Annotated in this window: 16 protein-coding genes; 7 read left to right on the top strand and 9 right to left on the bottom strand. The window is 65.6% G+C overall.

The features are described from left to right. Positions 1–60: 60 nt before the first annotated feature. From folK to QX010_RS25185, 5 genes are all read right to left on the bottom strand, one after another. Entirely contained in the window at positions 61–552 is a 492-nt protein-coding gene (gene folK, locus QX010_RS25165) for a 2-amino-4-hydroxy-6-hydroxymethyldihydropteridine diphosphokinase (protein ID WP_316182557.1), read from the bottom strand. Positions 553–557: 5 nt separating this feature from the next. After that, the gene (gene folB / locus QX010_RS25170; RefSeq protein WP_315804226.1) at positions 558–926 is read right to left on the bottom strand and encodes a dihydroneopterin aldolase; all 369 of its coding nucleotides are present in this window, start codon (positions 924–926) and stop codon (positions 558–560) included. After that, positions 923–1,780, bottom strand: a complete 858-nt coding sequence (gene folP / locus QX010_RS25175; RefSeq protein WP_316182559.1) for a dihydropteroate synthase — start codon at positions 1,778–1,780, stop codon at positions 923–925. The genes folB and folP overlap by 4 nt, the downstream gene beginning before the upstream one ends. A gap of 75 nt (positions 1,781–1,855) precedes the next feature. Beyond that, the gene (locus tag QX010_RS25180) at positions 1,856–2,263 is read right to left on the bottom strand and encodes a DUF4332 domain-containing protein (protein ID WP_316182561.1); all 408 of its coding nucleotides are present in this window, start codon (positions 2,261–2,263) and stop codon (positions 1,856–1,858) included. A 67-nt stretch (positions 2,264–2,330) separates the two neighbouring features. After that, on the bottom strand, positions 2,331–2,537 hold the full coding sequence (locus QX010_RS25185; RefSeq protein WP_316182563.1) for a hypothetical protein: 207 nt from the start codon (positions 2,535–2,537) through the stop codon (positions 2,331–2,333). 333 nt (positions 2,538–2,870) lie between these two features. Between QX010_RS25185 and QX010_RS25190 the strand changes: the two genes are divergently transcribed. After that, the gene (locus tag QX010_RS25190) at positions 2,871–4,478 is read left to right on the top strand and encodes a helicase HerA-like domain-containing protein (protein ID WP_316182565.1); all 1,608 of its coding nucleotides are present in this window, start codon (positions 2,871–2,873) and stop codon (positions 4,476–4,478) included. 158 nt (positions 4,479–4,636) lie between these two features. Further along, positions 4,637–6,040: a M20/M25/M40 family metallo-hydrolase gene (locus tag QX010_RS25195; protein ID WP_316182567.1), complete on the top strand. Its 1,404-nt coding sequence runs from the start codon at positions 4,637–4,639 to the stop codon at positions 6,038–6,040. Positions 6,041–6,175: 135 nt separating this feature from the next. On the opposite strand, the gene QX010_RS25200 is transcribed toward QX010_RS25195, so the two are convergent. Together QX010_RS25200 and QX010_RS25205 are read right to left on the bottom strand one after the other, a co-directional pair. Beyond that, on the bottom strand, positions 6,176–7,387 hold the full coding sequence (locus tag QX010_RS25200) for a GGDEF domain-containing protein (RefSeq protein ID WP_316182569.1): 1,212 nt from the start codon (positions 7,385–7,387) through the stop codon (positions 6,176–6,178). A gap of 145 nt (positions 7,388–7,532) precedes the next feature. Next, positions 7,533–8,627, bottom strand: a complete 1,095-nt coding sequence (locus QX010_RS25205) for a trypsin-like peptidase domain-containing protein (RefSeq protein ID WP_316182570.1) — start codon at positions 8,625–8,627, stop codon at positions 7,533–7,535. Positions 8,628–8,849: 222 nt separating this feature from the next. On the opposite strand from QX010_RS25205, the gene groES reads away from it, so the two are divergent. The 5 genes from groES (at position 8,850) to QX010_RS25230 (ending at position 12,658) form a co-directional block, all read left to right on the top strand. After that, positions 8,850–9,164 carry a co-chaperone GroES gene (groES, locus tag QX010_RS25210; protein WP_316182572.1) on the top strand — a complete coding sequence of 105 codons (315 nt, stop codon included), beginning with the start codon at positions 8,850–8,852 and terminating at the stop codon, positions 9,162–9,164. Positions 9,165–9,204: 40 nt separating this feature from the next. Next, entirely contained in the window at positions 9,205–10,827 is a 1,623-nt protein-coding gene (gene groL / locus QX010_RS25215; RefSeq protein WP_316182573.1) for a chaperonin GroEL, read from the top strand. A 261-nt stretch (positions 10,828–11,088) separates the two neighbouring features. Continuing rightward, a complete protein-coding gene (locus tag QX010_RS25220; RefSeq protein WP_315716108.1) occupies positions 11,089–11,319 on the top strand; it encodes a hypothetical protein in 231 nt (76 codons plus the stop codon). 265 nt (positions 11,320–11,584) lie between these two features. Further along, positions 11,585–12,034 (top strand): Hsp20 family protein, encoded by a 450-nt coding sequence (locus QX010_RS25225; protein WP_315804216.1) that lies wholly within the window; start codon positions 11,585–11,587, stop codon positions 12,032–12,034. Between the two features lie 90 nt (positions 12,035–12,124). Further along, a complete protein-coding gene (locus QX010_RS25230; RefSeq protein WP_316182574.1) occupies positions 12,125–12,658 on the top strand; it encodes a hypothetical protein in 534 nt (177 codons plus the stop codon). 108 nt (positions 12,659–12,766) lie between these two features. Here the strand turns inward: QX010_RS25230 and QX010_RS25235 are convergent, their stop codons facing one another. Then, the gene (locus tag QX010_RS25235; protein ID WP_315804214.1) at positions 12,767–13,546 is read right to left on the bottom strand and encodes a class II aldolase/adducin family protein; all 780 of its coding nucleotides are present in this window, start codon (positions 13,544–13,546) and stop codon (positions 12,767–12,769) included. A 105-nt stretch (positions 13,547–13,651) separates the two neighbouring features. Next, on the bottom strand, positions 13,652–15,304 hold the full coding sequence (locus tag QX010_RS25240) for a glycosyltransferase family 39 protein (RefSeq protein ID WP_316182575.1): 1,653 nt from the start codon (positions 15,302–15,304) through the stop codon (positions 13,652–13,654). Positions 15,305–15,512 lie beyond the last annotated feature (208 nt).

Here is a 15,512-nt window from a genome sequence, read left to right on the forward strand (position 1 = left end):
TGGCGCAAAATGCCACGTCAGGGCGGCCAAGCCAAACGGTTGTTTGGCCGGAAATGTCAGCTATTCGGCTGACGGCAGCGGCCGTATTCCGTCGCGCGAAACGGCGAGCACGGCCTCGTCGACGCGGCGCCCGGCAATCCGTCGCGCCGGCACGATCTCGGACAACGGCACCAGCACGAAGCCGCGTTCGAACAGCCGGGGGTGCGGCAGCGTCAGATCCGGCGTGTCGATCGCGATGTCGTCATAGGCGATCAGATCCAGGTCGAGCGTCCGCGGACCCCAACGCGTCTCTTGCGCGCGATCGCGGCCGAACATGCGTTCGACCGCGTGCAGAGCGCTGAGCAGCCGCCGTGGGGGCATCGCGGTTGCGATCTCGATGCAGGCATTGATGAAGGGCGGCTGCTGCTCCTCGCCCCAAGGCGGCGTGGTGTAGTCGGACGACCGCGCAACGAGCGCAGCCGAGGCACGCGCGCAGATCTCCGGAATGGCGCGCCGGAACGTCGCCCTGACGTCGCCGACATTGCCGCCGAGAGCAACCAGCGCGCTTGCCATCGCCGTCACGGATGTCGCGAGCGCGTCAGCACCACGCCGACATCCTCGAAGATGGCGGCGATCGGCGCATGCGGCTTGTGCACGGTCACTTTGACGGCGCGGATGCGGGCGAAGGTCGACAGGATCGCATCGGCGACCGCGCCGGCCGCGCGTTCGAGCAGGCGGTAGTTGGTGTCCTTGAACGCCGCCGTCGCCGTCTCCACCACGTCGGAATAAGACACGGTGTCGGCGAGGCGGTCGCTGCGCGAGGAGTCCGACAGATCGGTGTAGAGTTCGAGGTCGATGACGAAGCGCTGGCCGACCTCGCTCTCATGCTCCATCACGCCATGACGCGCGTGGATGAGAACGCCCTTGATGAAGATCGTATCGGTCATCGCAGTGCCTCGATTGCCGCGGCCACGCGCACGGCCTGAACCGTCTCGGCGACGTCATGCGCCCGGATGATTGCAGCACCGCGCCGAGCCGCAATCAGATGCGCCGCGATCGAGCCGCCAAGCCGCTCCTGCGGCTCCGACGCCACCACGGTGCTGATGAAACGTTTTCGCGATGCGCCGACCAGCAGCGGCAGCCCGAAGCATGCGAATGCATCGAGCCGGGCCAGCGCCGTCATGCTCTGCTGCGGCGTCTTGCCGAAGCCGATACCGGGATCGAGCACGATGTTCCCAATGGGGATGCCGGCCTTGGCCGCGATGTCCAGCGAGCGCGTGAAGAAGCCCCGCATGTCTTCGATGATGTCGATCTCCGGATCGACTTCGGCGCGATTGTGCATCACCACGACCGGCGCGCCATGCGCGGCGACGACCGCTGCCATCGCGGGATCGCGCTGCAGGCCCCACACATCATTGGCGATTGCGGCACCATGGTCCAGCGCGTAACCTGCAACTTGAGATTTCATGCTGTCGATCGACACGGGCACGCCGAGTGCGACGATCGCAGGCAGGATCGGTCGCAGGCGCGCCAGTTCCTCCTCGGCCGTGACCGGCACCGCGCCCTTGTAGGGGCGGGTCGACTCGGCGCCGATGTCGATGATGTCGGCGCCGGCCGCGATCATGCGCTCGGCCTGCGCGATCGCCCGTTCCGGCGCATCGAAACGGCCGCCGTCCGAGAACGAATCCGGTGTGACGTTGAGAATGCCCATCACCGCCGGGAATGGACGCGAAAGCCACGTCCGCAGCAGCGGGTGGCTCGACGCGAGGTCCGGGGCGGAGTGCGGCGAAATGGCGCTCATGGGCGCCGCTTTGCGCGGTTGGCACCGTCAAGTCAAGGCGTCGCACTGCACAAGCGCGGTCAATCCAGAGGCCGATCAATAGCTGATCTTCGGCTCCAGCCGCCGCGCCTTTTCGATGAGCTGGCCGACCGACTTCTCCGACGGCAGGATGCGAACCAGCTTCCGCCGGGTGTTCACTTCCTTGATGTTCTGCGCCAGCCGGGCCGGATTGCGGTGCGCCAGCTCGCGCACGGTGGTCACGCCGGCTGCGCGGACGAGGCAGACCTTGGCCTTGCCCATGCCGGGAATGCGCATGTAATCGGCGGCGTTTGCCCAATCGAGCAGTTGCTGCTCGCTGATGCCGGTCTTGGCGGCCAGCGCCTTGCGCCCTTTCACGGTCCGGGCGGCTTCGAGAAATGCGTCGGTGGTCCGGATGCCCAAAGCTTTCAGCTTGGCGGCATAGAAGGTCGTCATGCCTTCGAGTTCGGTGATCGGATATGTCATGATACTCGGCGCGCGCGAAGGTGCTTCAGATGATCTGGCCCGGGCGGTCGGGCTTGGGGCAACCGGCTCAGGCCGGGTGTGCCTGTCGCGATCGTGCCAACTGATCGGCTTCGATTTGGTCGCGGCCGAACGCAAAAAGTTCACCGGCTGACGGCTGCTGCGCCTGCCGACGCCGTCCATTGCCGCTGAGGAGGTCCAGCTCGATGCCGATGATTTCAGCCACGACTTTACTGATGCCGGCCGTTCTGGCCAGCGGCTCAATCAACTCGTTCATGTGAACCCCGTCTCATCCGGTCCCCCACGACCGGACGTCCTCTCGCTGAATTCATCTTGATCGGACGATCCGTGAATTACAAGCGAGGAGCCGGCTTGGTGCGCGAATCGATTCGCGATCGACGATGAACTGTTGCAGCGATGCAAGACCGGATGTTGAATCTACGTACCAAACGTGCGCATCGCGCGGCACCAATGCTAAGAAAAGTGCGTGCCGTGCGAAGAGGTGAGGCACCCTGACGCTGGTTCCAGCTCGCGAAACTCAACTATGTTATCGTACGCGATGCTCCGCACCACGTGTGATGCGAAACATTCTCTCGAAAGATGGATCATCATGGCACCATCCGGAAAACCCCTGGCTGATACCGACGACAAGATCTTCGTGGGTGCCGGCGAGCAGCCGGCCTGGTTGACACTGGCGCTTGCCAATCGTCATGGACTGGTCACCGGCGCGACCGGCACCGGCAAGACGGTCTCGCTGCAGGTGATGGCCGAAGGTTTTGCCCGTGCCGGTGTTCCGGTCTTCGCCTCCGATATCAAAGGTGATCTCTCGGGCATTTCGCAAACCGGCGAAGCGAAGGACTTCATCCTCAAGCGCGCCACCGAGCTCGGCCTCACCTATCAACCCGATCAGTTCTCGACGGTATTTTGGGATGTGTTCGGCGAGCAGGGGCATCCGGTGCGCGCCACCGTCACCGAGATGGGACCGCTGCTGCTGGCGCGGATGCTCGACCTGAACGATGTCCAGGAAGGTGTGCTTAACGTCGCGTTCCGCGTGGCCGACGAGAACGGCCTCGCCCTGATCGACATGAAGGATCTGCGCGCGCTGCTCGACGCCATCATTCCGGAAGCCAAGAAGGGCGCGGATGCGGACGCCGACCCGCTGGCGCCGATCCGGAAGGCGGCGCAGTCGTTCGGCAATGTCACGCGCGCGACCGTCGGCACGATCCAGCGGCAGTTGCTCGTGCTCGAGAACCAGGGCGGCACGAAGTTCTTCGGCGAACCGGCGTTGACGCTCACCGACTTCATGAAGACCGACCGCGACGGCCGCGGCATGATCAACATCCTCGTCGCCGACAGGCTGCTGGAGAGCCCGCGACTCTACGCGACGTTCCTGCTCTGGATGCTGTCCGAGCTGTTCGAGGAACTGCCGGAGGTCGGCGACGTCGCCAAGCCGAAGCTGGTCTTCTTTTTCGACGAGGCGCATCTGTTGTTCAATGATGCGCCGAAGGCGCTGATGGACAAGATCGAGCAGGTGGTGCGGCTGATCCGGTCGAAGGGTGTCGGCGTCTACTTCGTCACGCAGAATCCGCTCGATGTTCCGGACCGGGTGCTCGGGCAATTGGGCAATCGCGTGCAGCACGCGCTGCGCGCCTTCACGCCGCGCGACCAGAAGGCGGTGGCCGCCGCCGCCGACACTTTCCGTCCCAACCCCAAGCTCGATACCGCGAAGGTGATCACGGAACTCGGCAAGGGCGAGGCGCTGGTGTCGTTCCTGGAGGGCAACGGCACACCGGCGATGGTGGAGCGCGTCCTGATCCGGCCGCCCTCGGCGCGGATCGGACCCGTGACGCCGGAGGAACGCAAGGCGGTCATCGCCGCGAGCCCGGTCAAGGGCAAATACGACACCGCGATCGACGCCGAGTCCGCCTACGAGCTGCTGCAGAAGCGGATCGCGGGAAACGCCGTGACGACGGCAGCCTCCTCCGGCGGCGTGCTCGGCAAGATCGGCGACATCGCCGCGACGATCTTCGGCACCAACGTCAAGCGCGGCCAGCTCTCGACCACGCAGGTGATCGCGCGCAACGTCGCCCGCTCGGTCTCCGACAAGGTGGTGGGCGGGATCGCGGCCGATCTCGGCAAGCAGGTCGGTGGCTCCTTGGGCAGTTCGATCGGCCGATCCCTCGTGCGTGGCGCGCTCGGTGGACTGCTGCGGCGTTGAGATGATGTCGTGTTTCCGGTCGGCGTGATGGCCTTGCCATGTCATCGGCCGACTTGGGACGCAGGCGGCATTCACTGCCTTTGCATGAGGCTGGCCCGGACCGCGCAACGGAGCTACAAGCGGGCCAATAGCCGTTACATGCGAAGGATCCGGTGGCCATGGCCAATGCGCAGCTTCAATCCGTTCTCGATCACATCGATGCCGACTTCGACAACAGCCTGGAACGGCTGTTTGCGCTGATCCGCATCAAGTCGATCTCGGCCGATCCGGCCTTTGCTGACGATTGCAGGGTGGCGGCCGATCACCTCGCCAAGGATCTTGCGACGCTCGGCTTTGCGACCGAGGTGCGCCCGACCGCCGGCCATCCGGCCGTGGTCGGCAAGAGCAACGGTCATGGCGCCGCCAAGCCGCATGTCCTGTTCTATGGTCATTACGACGTGCAGCCGGTCGATCCGCTCGACCTGTGGCACCGGCCGCCGTTCGAGCCTGTGGTCGCCGATCACGCCGACGGCCGCAAGATCATCGTCGCGCGCGGCGCCGAGGACGACAAGGGCCAACTGATGACCTTCGTCGAGGCCTGTCGCGCCTGGAAGAAGGTGACGGGGGCGCTGCCGCTCGACATCACCATGCTGATCGAAGGCGAGGAGGAGGTCGGCTCCAAGAACTTCGTGCCGTTCCTCGAGGCCAACAAGGACGAGTTCAAGGCCGATTTCGCGCTGGTCTGCGACACCGGCATGTGGGACCCGAACACGCCGGCGATCACCACCTCGTTGCGCGGCCTGCTCTATGAGGAGATCAAGATCAAGGCCGCCAATCGCGACCTGCATTCCGGCGTGTTCGGCGGCGGCGCGCGCAATCCGATCCGCGTGCTGACCGAAGTGCTTGGCGGCCTGTTCGACGCCGACGGCCGCATCACCATTCCCGGCTTCTATGATGGCGTGAAGGACGTTCCGCCTGAGGTGCTGGAGCAGTGGAAGAAGCTGAACCTGACGCCCGAGAGCTTTCTCAAGCCGATCGGCCTGTCGATTCCCGCCGGCGAGAAGGATCGTCTGCTGATCGAGCAGATCTCGTCGCGACCGACCTGCGACATCAACGGCATCTGGGGCGGCTATATCGGCGAGGGCTCCAAGACCGTGATCCCGTCGCTGGCGCATGCGAAGGTCTCGTTCCGCCTCGTCGAGGGCCAGGACCCGCTGAAGATCCGCAAGGCGTTCCGCGACTACGTCTCGGCGCGCATTCCCGGCGACTGCTCGGTCGAGTTCGGCGATCATTCGGCGGGCGCTGCGATCGCGCTCGACTGGACCATGAAGCCGCTGGCGGCTGCCAAGCAGGCGCTGACCGAGGAGTGGGGCAAGGAGACCATCCTGATGGGATCGGGCGCCTCGATCCCGATCGTCACCGATTTCAAGAGGACGCTCGGTCTCGATTCACTGCTGGTCGGCTTCGGCCTCGACGACGACAACATTCATTCGCCGAATGAGAAGTACGACCTGAAGAGCTACCACAAGGGCATCCGCTCCTGGGCCCGCATCCTCGCCGCGCTCGCGGAGATGCCACGGTAGGGCGACAGGGGCTCGCTGTCCGTCGCCCGCATGAGCGAAGCGCCATGCGGGGTCAACGCAGCAGGGTGTGAGAACCCGGATGTCGCTTCGCTCATCCGGGCCACGATGGCGCTGGTCCTTGTCCTGAGGCTGAGCTCACGCAGCGCTGGCGACCGAGCTCGCGGTCGGGTCGCTGCCGGCGATCTTGCGCAGCGCTGCGAGATTGGCCTCGGCGGAGGCCAGCCGCCAGCAGGACTTGCCGCTCGACTTCGCTTCATACAATGCGGCGTCCGCCGCGAACAGCAGGGCTTCCGGATCGGTGCCGTGCTCGGGCGCGACGGCAATGCCGATGCTGATGCCGATCTGGACATGCGCGCCGCCCGGCATGGCCATCGGCGCGGTCATCACCTCGATGATGCGCTCGCCGAGCGCCAGCGCGTGGTCGATCGCCGGATCACCGGCGAGCACGACGAATTCGTCGCCGCCGATCCGGGCGATGACGTCGTCGGGAGCGGCGGTCTGCCGCAGCGTCCGGCCGACGATCTTCAGCAGCTCATCGCCTGCGGCATGACCGAAGGTGTCGTTGACCGGCTTGAAGCCATCGAGGTCGAGATACAGGACGGCAAAGCTGCGATCGCCGCCGGCGTTGAGCCTGCTCTGCAGCGCATCGATCAGGCCGGCGCGATTGGACAGACCCGTGAGCGGATCGAGCCGCGCCCGCTCGTCGCTCTCGCGTTTGGCCTGCATCACCGCCACCAGCATCCTGTTGAGCCGGAACGCCGCGCCGGTCATGGCGAGGAAGTAGACCGGCATCTGCAGATACATCGCGAACAACAGCGGCTCATGCGACGTCGCGACGCCGGGGATCACGGGGCCGATGCTGAACAGGATCATCGTGCCGACGAGGCGCGGCGCGCTGAAATTGCGAAAGCAGATGCCGCCGACCATGGCGGCCGATGAGATGCAGGTCAGTGACGCGGCCACCCAGTCGCCGGACGCGAGGCTGATGCCGACGCCGAAGCCGACGCTGGCGCTCCAGGCGACCGACAACAGGATGTGGATGTCGGTCGGCGTCGCCAGCCGCTCGCGCGCGCGGCGGTAGGCGATCATCATCACGACCAGACGCGACAGGCAGACCGCGACCTCGAGCACGAACCAGGTGATGAACAGCGGGCTCGGCGTGCGCAGCGCAAGCGCAGCAGCAACGGCGACGGTGTTGATGGCGCCGCCGGCGAACACCGACCAGCAGCCGTAGAGCTCGCCGGTCAATGCGCCGCGGATATCTGATGACACCGGATATCCCGGGTCGGCCAGCCAGCGCGTCACGCGCCAGCGTGGCAAACTGAACGACAAACCATCACCCCGCATTTCAATACCTCCGCGGGGTTGCACTAACCGCGAGGGCACTTAACACGCGTTTATGGAGGTATCGGCGTCTCGCTGCATGCTTGATGCACGGTAAAAATTTACTCCACGTGGTATGCGCAGCTAACAGCGAACTGAAGTTGAATTCTCAGCCCGAGGTCCGCGCACGCGCGCGTTCTTCGGCGACCGGCGCGACCTCCACTGTCGCATTGCCGAGCGCGCGGTCGCGCTCGAACACGAGACGGACGCGCTGTCCGACCGGCGTGAGGCCGATTAGGTTGCGCACCTGCGTGGCGCTGCGCACCGGCATGTCGTTCGCCTTCACGATGATGTCGCCCTTGCGCAGCCCCGCGCGTTCGGCCGGCGAGCCCACGGTGACGTCGGCGACGCGCGCGCCTTGAATGCGGCCATCGGCCGGCGCGTCGAGGTCGAGCAGGGTCACGCCGATGCGGCCGCGATCGACGCGGCCGTTCGCGACGAGCTGCTCCATCACCCGTCGCGCCATGTTGATCGGCACCGCGAAGCCGATGCCGACATTGCCTCCGCCGGGCGAGATGATCGCGGTGTTGATACCGACCAGCTCGCCGCGCAGATTGATCAGCGCGCCGCCGGAATTGCCGGGATTGATCGCCGCGTCGGTCTGGATGAAATCCTCGTAGCCCTGCTTGCCCAGGCCCGTGCGTCCGAGCGCGCTGACGAGGCCCGAGGTGACCGTCTGGCCGAGGCCGAACGGGTTGCCGACCGCGATCACGAAGTCGCCGACCTCGAGCGCGTCGCTGTCGCCGAGTGCGATGGCCCTGAGCTCGATCGGGTCCCTGATCTGCAGCAGCGCGATGTCGGTGGCGGGATCGCGCCCGACCAGGCGGGCGGCGAATTTGCGGCCGTCCTTGGTGCGGATCTGCGCTGTCGTGACGTGTTCGACGACGTGGTTGGCCGTCATCACGTAGCCGCGCTGCGCATCGACGATGACGCCGGAGCCGGTCGCGCTGATCTGCTTCTCGACCTGCTTCGGCACGTCGAAGAACTCGCGGAACAGCGGGTCCTGGTAGAGCGGGTTGTCCTGGCGGACCTTGCCCTCGACCGAGATGTTGACGACGGCCGGCGTCACCTCCTTGACCAGCGGCGCGAGCGTCGGCACCCGGCCGAGCTTGAGATCGGGAGTTTGGGCCAAGGCAGGCCCGGTCATCAGGCAAAGCAGGATGGCAGGCGCCAGGACGGCCCGGAGAGAAGGCGGAAGCTGCATCGTGATCCCCAACAAGCGCGATCAGGATTTTTTGGCGACGACAGAGCTGGGAAGGCGGCCGGCCCGGTTCAAGAGCCGGGCTGGCAATCGTTCCCCGAGAGTGCCAAAAAATTTGCGTGACCCTCTTGAACGAAAAGTTCGGCTTTCCTAGGTCGTTGCTCGCCCGGGGGCCTGATGGGACCCGAGGCTTATGACATCGCTGATCTGTAAAGGAGGATGTGCATGCATTTCCGTCCATTGCACGACCGCGTGCTCGTGCGCCGCATCGATGCCGAGGAGAAGACCAAGGGCGGCATCATCATTCCCGACACCGCGAAGGAGAAGCCGCAGGAGGGCGAGATCGTTGCCGCGGGTCCGGGGGCGCGGAACGAGCAGGGGCAGCAGGTCGCCCTCGGCGTCAAGCCGGGAGACCGCGTGTTGTTCGCGAAGTGGTCGGGCACCGAGGTCAAGATCGACGGCAAGGATCTCCTGATCATGAAGGAGAGCGACCTGCTCGGCATCATCGACGCGCCCGCCGCGGCGAAGAAGGCCGCCTGATCCCCAACTGACAGTCATCGAAGGAAAGGAGACGACGAACATGGCTGCCAAGGACGTGAAGTTTTCCACCGACGCGCGCGACCGCATGCTGCGCGGCGTCGACATCCTCGCCAATGCCGTGAAGGTCACGCTCGGCCCCAAGGGCCGCAATGTCGTGATCGAGAAATCGTTCGGCGCGCCGCGCATCACCAAGGACGGCGTCACGGTCGCCAAGGAGATCGAGCTGGAGGACAAGTTCGAGAACATGGGCGCGCAGATGGTGCGCGAGGTGGCCTCGAAGACCGCCGACCTCGCCGGCGACGGCACCACCACCGCAACCGTGCTCGCGCAGGCCATCGTCAGGGAAGGGACGAAGTCTGTCGCGGCGGGCATGAACCCGATGGACCTCAAGCGCGGCATCGACCTGGCCGTCGACGCCGTTGTCGCGGACCTCAAGTCACACGCCAAGAAGATCACCAGCAATGACGAGATCGCCCAGGTCGGCACCATCTCGGCCAATGGCGACAACGAGATCGGCCGCTTCCTCGCCGAGGCCATGCAGAAGGTCGGCAACGAGGGCGTGATCACGGTCGAGGAGGCGAAGAGCCTCGACACCGAGCTGGAGGTGGTCGAGGGCATGCAGTTCGACCGCGGCTACGTCTCGCCGTATTTCGTCACCAACTCCGAGAAGATGCGGGTCGAGCTCGAGGATCCCTACATCCTGATCCACGAGAAGAAGCTGTCGGGCCTGCAGGCCATGCTGCCGCTGCTCGAAGCCGTGGTGCAGTCCGGCAAGCCGCTGCTGATCGTCGCCGAGGATGTCGAAGGCGAGGCGCTGGCGACCTTGGTCGTCAACAAGCTGCGCGGCGGCCTGAAGATCGCCGCCGTCAAGGCGCCGGGCTTCGGCGATCGCCGCAAGGCCATGCTGGAGGATATCGCGATCCTCACCGGCGGCACGACGATCTCGGAGGATCTCGGCATCAAGCTGGAGAACGTGACCTTGTCGATGCTCGGCCGCGCCAAGAAGGTCGTGATCGACAAGGAGAACACCACGATCGTCGACGGCGCCGGCGCCAGGAAGGACATCGAGGCGCGGGCACAGCAGATCAAGCTGCAGATCGAGGAGACCACCTCCGACTACGACCGCGAGAAGCTGCAGGAGCGGCTGGCGAAGCTCGCCGGCGGCGTCGCAGTGATCCGGGTCGGCGGCGCCACCGAGGTCGAGGTCAAGGAGCGCAAGGACCGCGTCGACGATGCGCTGCACGCCACCCGCGCCGCGGTGGAGGAGGGCATCCTGCCCGGCGGCGGCGTCGCGCTGTTGCGCGCCACCAAGGTACTCGACGGCGTCAAGACTGCCAATGCCGACCAGAAGGCCGGCGTCGACATCGTCCGGCGCGCCATCCAGGTGCCGGTGCGGCAGATCGTGCAGAACGCCGGCGAGGACGGCTCGCTGGTGGTCGGCAAGCTTCTGGAGAAGGATGCCTATGGCTGGGGCTTCAACGCCGCGACCGGCGAGTACCAGGATCTGGTGCAGGCCGGCGTGATCGACCCCGCCAAGGTGGTCCGTACGGCGCTGCAGGATGCAGCCTCGGTCGCCTCGCTGCTGATCACCACCGAGGCGCTGGTGGCTGACAAGCCGAAGAAGGCGGACCCCGTCGCGGCCACGCCGTCGATGGACTTCTGATCCGATGCAGCCGGGGCTGGCCGCAGCCAGCCCCGGCTGCCTGAAGAAAATATCGACAAACAACTGATCGCTGCCCTGTGAGGTCGTGGATCGGCCACAACGCGCAGCTATCAATCAGGCCAACGACTGCAATCCGTCCACAGCCCGCCACAATTGCGTTCGGTGAGCCGGCTGAGGACGGACCGACGGTCGACGGGAGGTGTGGTTGAGCGCTGTCGCGCCGCCCGGTCTCATCAGCAGCGCGAGCTCGCAGGCCCGATCATGCCAGCCTGGCAATACGATCATCCGCCGCCCAACCCGACCTCCGTCATGAGCATGGGCGATCCCCGTCGCTTGACGCGGTTTCTGATCGAGAGCGAACAGCGCGTGGTGGCGCACTGCCAGGCCGTGTTGTCGCGTGGCGACATCGATCAGCGCGAGCGCGACCGGCTGGTCAGCGTGCTCCGGGAGGCGACGATGCGGCTGCAGCGGCTGTCTGCCGTGGCCGCCTGACGGGTGTTGCGCCGCGAAAAGGCTGCGACAAAAAATTCGATCTTCCCCTCTTGAAATGGATATCGGTTGTTCTAATTCGTCTGCTGCCGCTTCGGCGGCGCCGGGTGCCATCAGGGCCCGGTCGAAATCTGGGCGCTGACCGGTTGTCTGGTACTCAGTAGTCTCTTGTACCAAGTCTCTTGGTACTCAGACATCTCCGGGACTTTGAAGTCCGCATCGGTTCGGCGCTCCTTCGTATCCATCTTGCTCTCAGGAGGACTTGGCTATGAGGACCTACGACTTCTCTCCGCTGTGGCGTTCGACCATCGGTTTCGACCGTCTGTTCGATCTGCTCGACGAGACCCAGCGCGCGGTCGAGGACAACTATCCCCCGTACAACATCGAGCGGCTCGGCGACGACCGCTACCAGATTTCGCTGGCGCTGGCGGGGTTCGCGCCGGACGAGCTGTCGATCACCGCCGAGCACAACGTGCTCACGGTGGAAGGACGCAAGGGCGACAAGGAGACCCGCGAATATCTCTATCAAGGCATCTCGTCGCGGCCGTTCAAGCGGCAGTTCAATCTCGCCGACTACGTGCAGGTGACCAACGCGGCGTTCGACAACGGCCTGCTGCGGATCGAGCTCGTGCGCGAGATCCCCGAGGCGATGAAGCCGCGCCGCATCGCCATCGGTACAGTGCCGGTCGAGAAGATCGCGCAGCAGAAGGCGGCCTGACGCCTTGTTCGAGTTGCGGCGCGGGCGGCGTGTCGCCCGCGCCCTTGCAGCATCTGTCTCTTGTGAAAGGAGTGGAAGAGGAGAGACGCCATGAGCGAGCACCGTTTTTCGATCACCGCGGGCAGAGCCGGATTCCATCCGGTCTCGCACTACGAGTCGCCGGCCGACCTGCTGAACGATCGCAAGCTGTCACTGGCCGAGAAGCGGCTGATCCTGTCGTCCTGGGCGTCAGACATGTATGCCGTCGAGTCGCAGCCGGGCCTGCGCAAGATTCCGGGCATCTCCAGGCCGCTGCATCTGGCCGATGTGCTCGGCGCGCTGCGTCAGCTCGACCGCGAGGATCAGCCGCCGCGCCCGCGCGGCGGGGCGGCCATGCGCATCGTTCCGCGCGTCGATGTCGAGGCCGATGGCGCTGCGATGGACAGCACCGCTAGCGGCAGGATGCGGCCCGCCGCCCGCCTGCGGTTCTCGCGCGAGGCCAATGTGCGGCGCTATCGCAAGCTGCTTGCCACCCGCCTTGCCGAGCACGAGCGGCGCTTCGTCGAGCGCAGGCTGGCCGAGGAGCTGCAACAAGTGCACGGCCCGGCCGAGCGGCATGGCTCGGCTCGGGCCGGGTGCTGCTGACGAGGGACATCGCCGGACGAATGAAAACGCCGCCCGGAATTGGGCGGCGTTTGACTCCGAAAAGCGTAGAGGGTGATGAACCCAGGCTAGCCGATCATCGGCGAAAAATCAATTCCGGTAGCCCGGGTTGACGCGATCGAGCCGGCGCAGCAGCGGCGGCCACACCAACTGATTGGAGCGCAGCTCGACGCGATCCTCATTGTCGAACAGCTTCGCGTTCTTGTCGATGACCTCGTCGCGCACCGGATAGGCCGAGGGACCGAGCGTGCGGGTGCGCACCTGGATCGAGCAGGCGCGCTCCAGATGATACATGCGCTCGAAGGCGGAGGCGACGGAGCGGCCGACCGTCAGCGTGCCGTGATTGCGCAGCAGCATGTGGTTCTTGCTGCCGAGGTCGTGCTGCAGCCGCGGCCGCTCGTCATGGTCCAGCGCCACGCCTTCATAGTCGTGATAGGCGAGGTCGTGGGTCACGTATTGCGCGATCTGGTTCAGCGGCAGCAGGCCGTCGGCGCAGCTCGACACGGCGACGCCGTCCAGCGTGTGCAGATGGATGACGCAGCCGGCATCCTCGCGCACCTCGTGGATCGCGGAATGGATGGTGAACCCGGCGGGATTGATGCTGTACTCGCTCTCGGACAACTGATTGCCGTAGAGGTCGACCTTGATCAGGCTGGAGGCGGTGATCTCTTCGAACAGCAGGCCGTAGGGGTTGATCAGGAAGTGATGCTCGGGGCCGGGCACGCGGGCGGAGATGTGAGTGTCCACCAGGTCGTCCCAGCCGAACAGCGCCACCAGCCGGTAGGCGGCGGCGAGATTGACCCGCTGTGACCATTCGGCCTCGGTCATGTTCGACGGCACTTCCTTGAGGCGCGCTTCGGCTGGCGACATGGCATTCTCCGATTTCCAAGAGTTGATCGGAGCCTAGGCGGCACGCCGCCGCGCGACAAGACGCGGGGCCGGGGAGCAGTCATGCCGTTCGGCTGAGCAGGCCGCTCAGGGCGCCGGGATCGACAGCAGGCTGGAGATGCTGCGGCCGCGGATGTCGTAGACCCGGGCAAACACGACGTCATCGCGCTTGATCTCGACCATGACCGGGGCCGTCAGTCCCTTGCAGTAGAACTCGCCGAGCGTCATGGCGAAGTCGGCCGCATGGCTGTCCCAGCCGATGGTGAAATCGGGGCCGAGCGCGACCTGGGCGGGGCGCTGCGGGCCGCAGACCGCGACCTTCCATTTGTGCCCGATCGGCGGCACCTCCTGGCGCTCGTCGAGCTGTTCCTTCAGCCCGTCGGAGGCCTGCTTCAGCGCCAGCCCCCAATAGTCGAGCATGAAGCGGGTGTCGGCCTCGCGCACGGTGCCGGCGATGAAGTTGAAGTGGGTGTACTGATAGGGATGCAGCCGGATCATCTCCGCCAGCGGCAGCAGCAGGCCGAAGCAGAACGCGGCGATCGCCACCGGCTGCCAGCTCCTTCGCTCGTCGGCGTTGAGCCACGACAGAAGCCAGGAGAAGGCGATGCCGCCGAGCAGCGCCATCGGCGGGATCACGAACACGAAATGGCGGATGCCGTTGTAGAGCGCCGGGCGTTTGACGATCGCGATCAGGATCGGCAGCGTCGCCGCTAGGGTCAGCATCAACAGGATGCTCTTCTGGCGCGCCGGCATGTCGGGCCGCGACAGCGACATGATCGAGGCGACGACGCCGGCGACGAACAGCGCGATCATCAGTTCGGGCAGTTGCAGCGCGAACAGCGTCGGCAGATACGACCAGGGCATGTCGGGCACCGAGACCAGCGCCCCGTCGAACATCTCCTTCCACGGCTTCTCGAAGAAATGCGAGAAGTAGGTCAGGGCCCGGAACGGGTTGGCCGGTTCGATGATCGACCACGGCCAGATCAACCCCATGATCAGGTAGCCCAGGATCAGGCCGGGGATCAGCACGTAGAGCACGTGGGCGAAGCGGCGGATCGCCTCGCGGGGCCCTTGCGTGCGGTACTCCTCCATGAACAGCGGCATGAAGCCGACCATGGCGTAGACCACGGCCATGCCGCCGAGGATCCGCGAGCCGATCGAGAAGCCGGCGCCGAGGCCGATGATCAGGATGGTGCGTGGCGAGGGGTAGGGATACTCCTCGGCAAGGCGCACGAGGCCCATCAGCAGCACCACCATGGCGACCGCGAAGGGCGCGTCCTTCGGGTTCATGAACATGTGGCCGTAGAAGATCGGGCAGAGCGCCAGCAGCAGCAGCGCGGCGAGGCCGGCCACGGGGCCGCCGATGCGGCGCGCCAGGCGCCAGGTCACGCCGAGGCCGATCAGCCCGACGATGGCCCCGACCAGCCGGCGCGTCTCGAACAATTCCAGCGGCATGATCTTGTGCAGCAGGGCTGCAACCATGTCGAAGCCGCCACCGTACATATAGAGGTTGGCGAACGACAGCGCCGCCTGGTCCCTGAAACCGGAGCCGTACATGCGCAGCAACAGATCGGCATATTCGGCATGGGTGTAATCGTCCCAGCCGAGGCCGTAATCCCGGAACGTCAGTCCGGCCACCACCGCGACTGCGGCGAGCACGAACACGGCGAGATCGTCATACGTCCGCTCGAGGGACCGCCGCGTCGGCGTCTCGAGGACCGAAGTGGTTATCGTTGTCATGGCTGAGTGTGACCCGGCGTCCCCTGGCGACCCCGCTTCCGCGTTTCAGGCTTGTGTTCCCCGCCTGCGTATAGCGCGTCCCGTGTTCGGAGGTGTCGAAAATATGGGAGGCACGCCTTGTCGCAGCGCAGCGGGGACCCGAATTTCGGCTGCTGAGCGCCATATTGGCACAGCCAAATGAACGCCCGCTGAACCAGAAGGACCGGGA

This window comes from Bradyrhizobium sp. SZCCHNRI1009, assembly GCF_032487575.1.
Taxonomy (GTDB): Bacteria; Pseudomonadota; Alphaproteobacteria; order Rhizobiales; family Xanthobacteraceae; genus Bradyrhizobium.

What these genes read in the sequence shown, in the direction of transcription:
- folK (WP_316182557.1), bottom strand. Translation starts at nt 552, where the DNA reads ATGGCAAGCGCGCTGGTTGCTCTCGGCGGCAATGTCGGCGACGTCAGG.
- folB (WP_315804226.1), bottom strand. Translation starts at nt 926, where the DNA reads ATGACCGATACGATCTTCATCAAGGGCGTTCTCATCCACGCGCGTCAT.
- folP (WP_316182559.1), bottom strand. Translation starts at nt 1,780, where the DNA reads ATGAGCGCCATTTCGCCGCACTCCGCCCCGGACCTCGCGTCGAGCCAC.
- QX010_RS25180 (WP_316182561.1), bottom strand. Translation starts at nt 2,263, where the DNA reads ATGACATATCCGATCACCGAACTCGAAGGCATGACGACCTTCTATGCC.
- QX010_RS25185 (WP_316182563.1), bottom strand. Translation starts at nt 2,537, where the DNA reads ATGAACGAGTTGATTGAGCCGCTGGCCAGAACGGCCGGCATCAGTAAA.
- QX010_RS25190 (WP_316182565.1), top strand. Translation starts at nt 2,871, where the DNA reads ATGGCACCATCCGGAAAACCCCTGGCTGATACCGACGACAAGATCTTC.
- QX010_RS25195 (WP_316182567.1), top strand. Translation starts at nt 4,637, where the DNA reads ATGGCCAATGCGCAGCTTCAATCCGTTCTCGATCACATCGATGCCGAC.
- QX010_RS25200 (WP_316182569.1), bottom strand. Translation starts at nt 7,387, where the DNA reads ATGCGGGGTGATGGTTTGTCGTTCAGTTTGCCACGCTGGCGCGTGACG.
- QX010_RS25205 (WP_316182570.1), bottom strand. Translation starts at nt 8,627, where the DNA reads ATGCAGCTTCCGCCTTCTCTCCGGGCCGTCCTGGCGCCTGCCATCCTG.
- groES (WP_316182572.1), top strand. Translation starts at nt 8,850, where the DNA reads ATGCATTTCCGTCCATTGCACGACCGCGTGCTCGTGCGCCGCATCGAT.
- groL (WP_316182573.1), top strand. Translation starts at nt 9,205, where the DNA reads ATGGCTGCCAAGGACGTGAAGTTTTCCACCGACGCGCGCGACCGCATG.
- QX010_RS25220 (WP_315716108.1), top strand. Translation starts at nt 11,089, where the DNA reads ATGCCAGCCTGGCAATACGATCATCCGCCGCCCAACCCGACCTCCGTC.
- QX010_RS25225 (WP_315804216.1), top strand. Translation starts at nt 11,585, where the DNA reads ATGAGGACCTACGACTTCTCTCCGCTGTGGCGTTCGACCATCGGTTTC.
- QX010_RS25230 (WP_316182574.1), top strand. Translation starts at nt 12,125, where the DNA reads ATGAGCGAGCACCGTTTTTCGATCACCGCGGGCAGAGCCGGATTCCAT.
- QX010_RS25235 (WP_315804214.1), bottom strand. Translation starts at nt 13,546, where the DNA reads ATGTCGCCAGCCGAAGCGCGCCTCAAGGAAGTGCCGTCGAACATGACC.
- QX010_RS25240 (WP_316182575.1), bottom strand. Translation starts at nt 15,304, where the DNA reads ATGACAACGATAACCACTTCGGTCCTCGAGACGCCGACGCGGCGGTCC.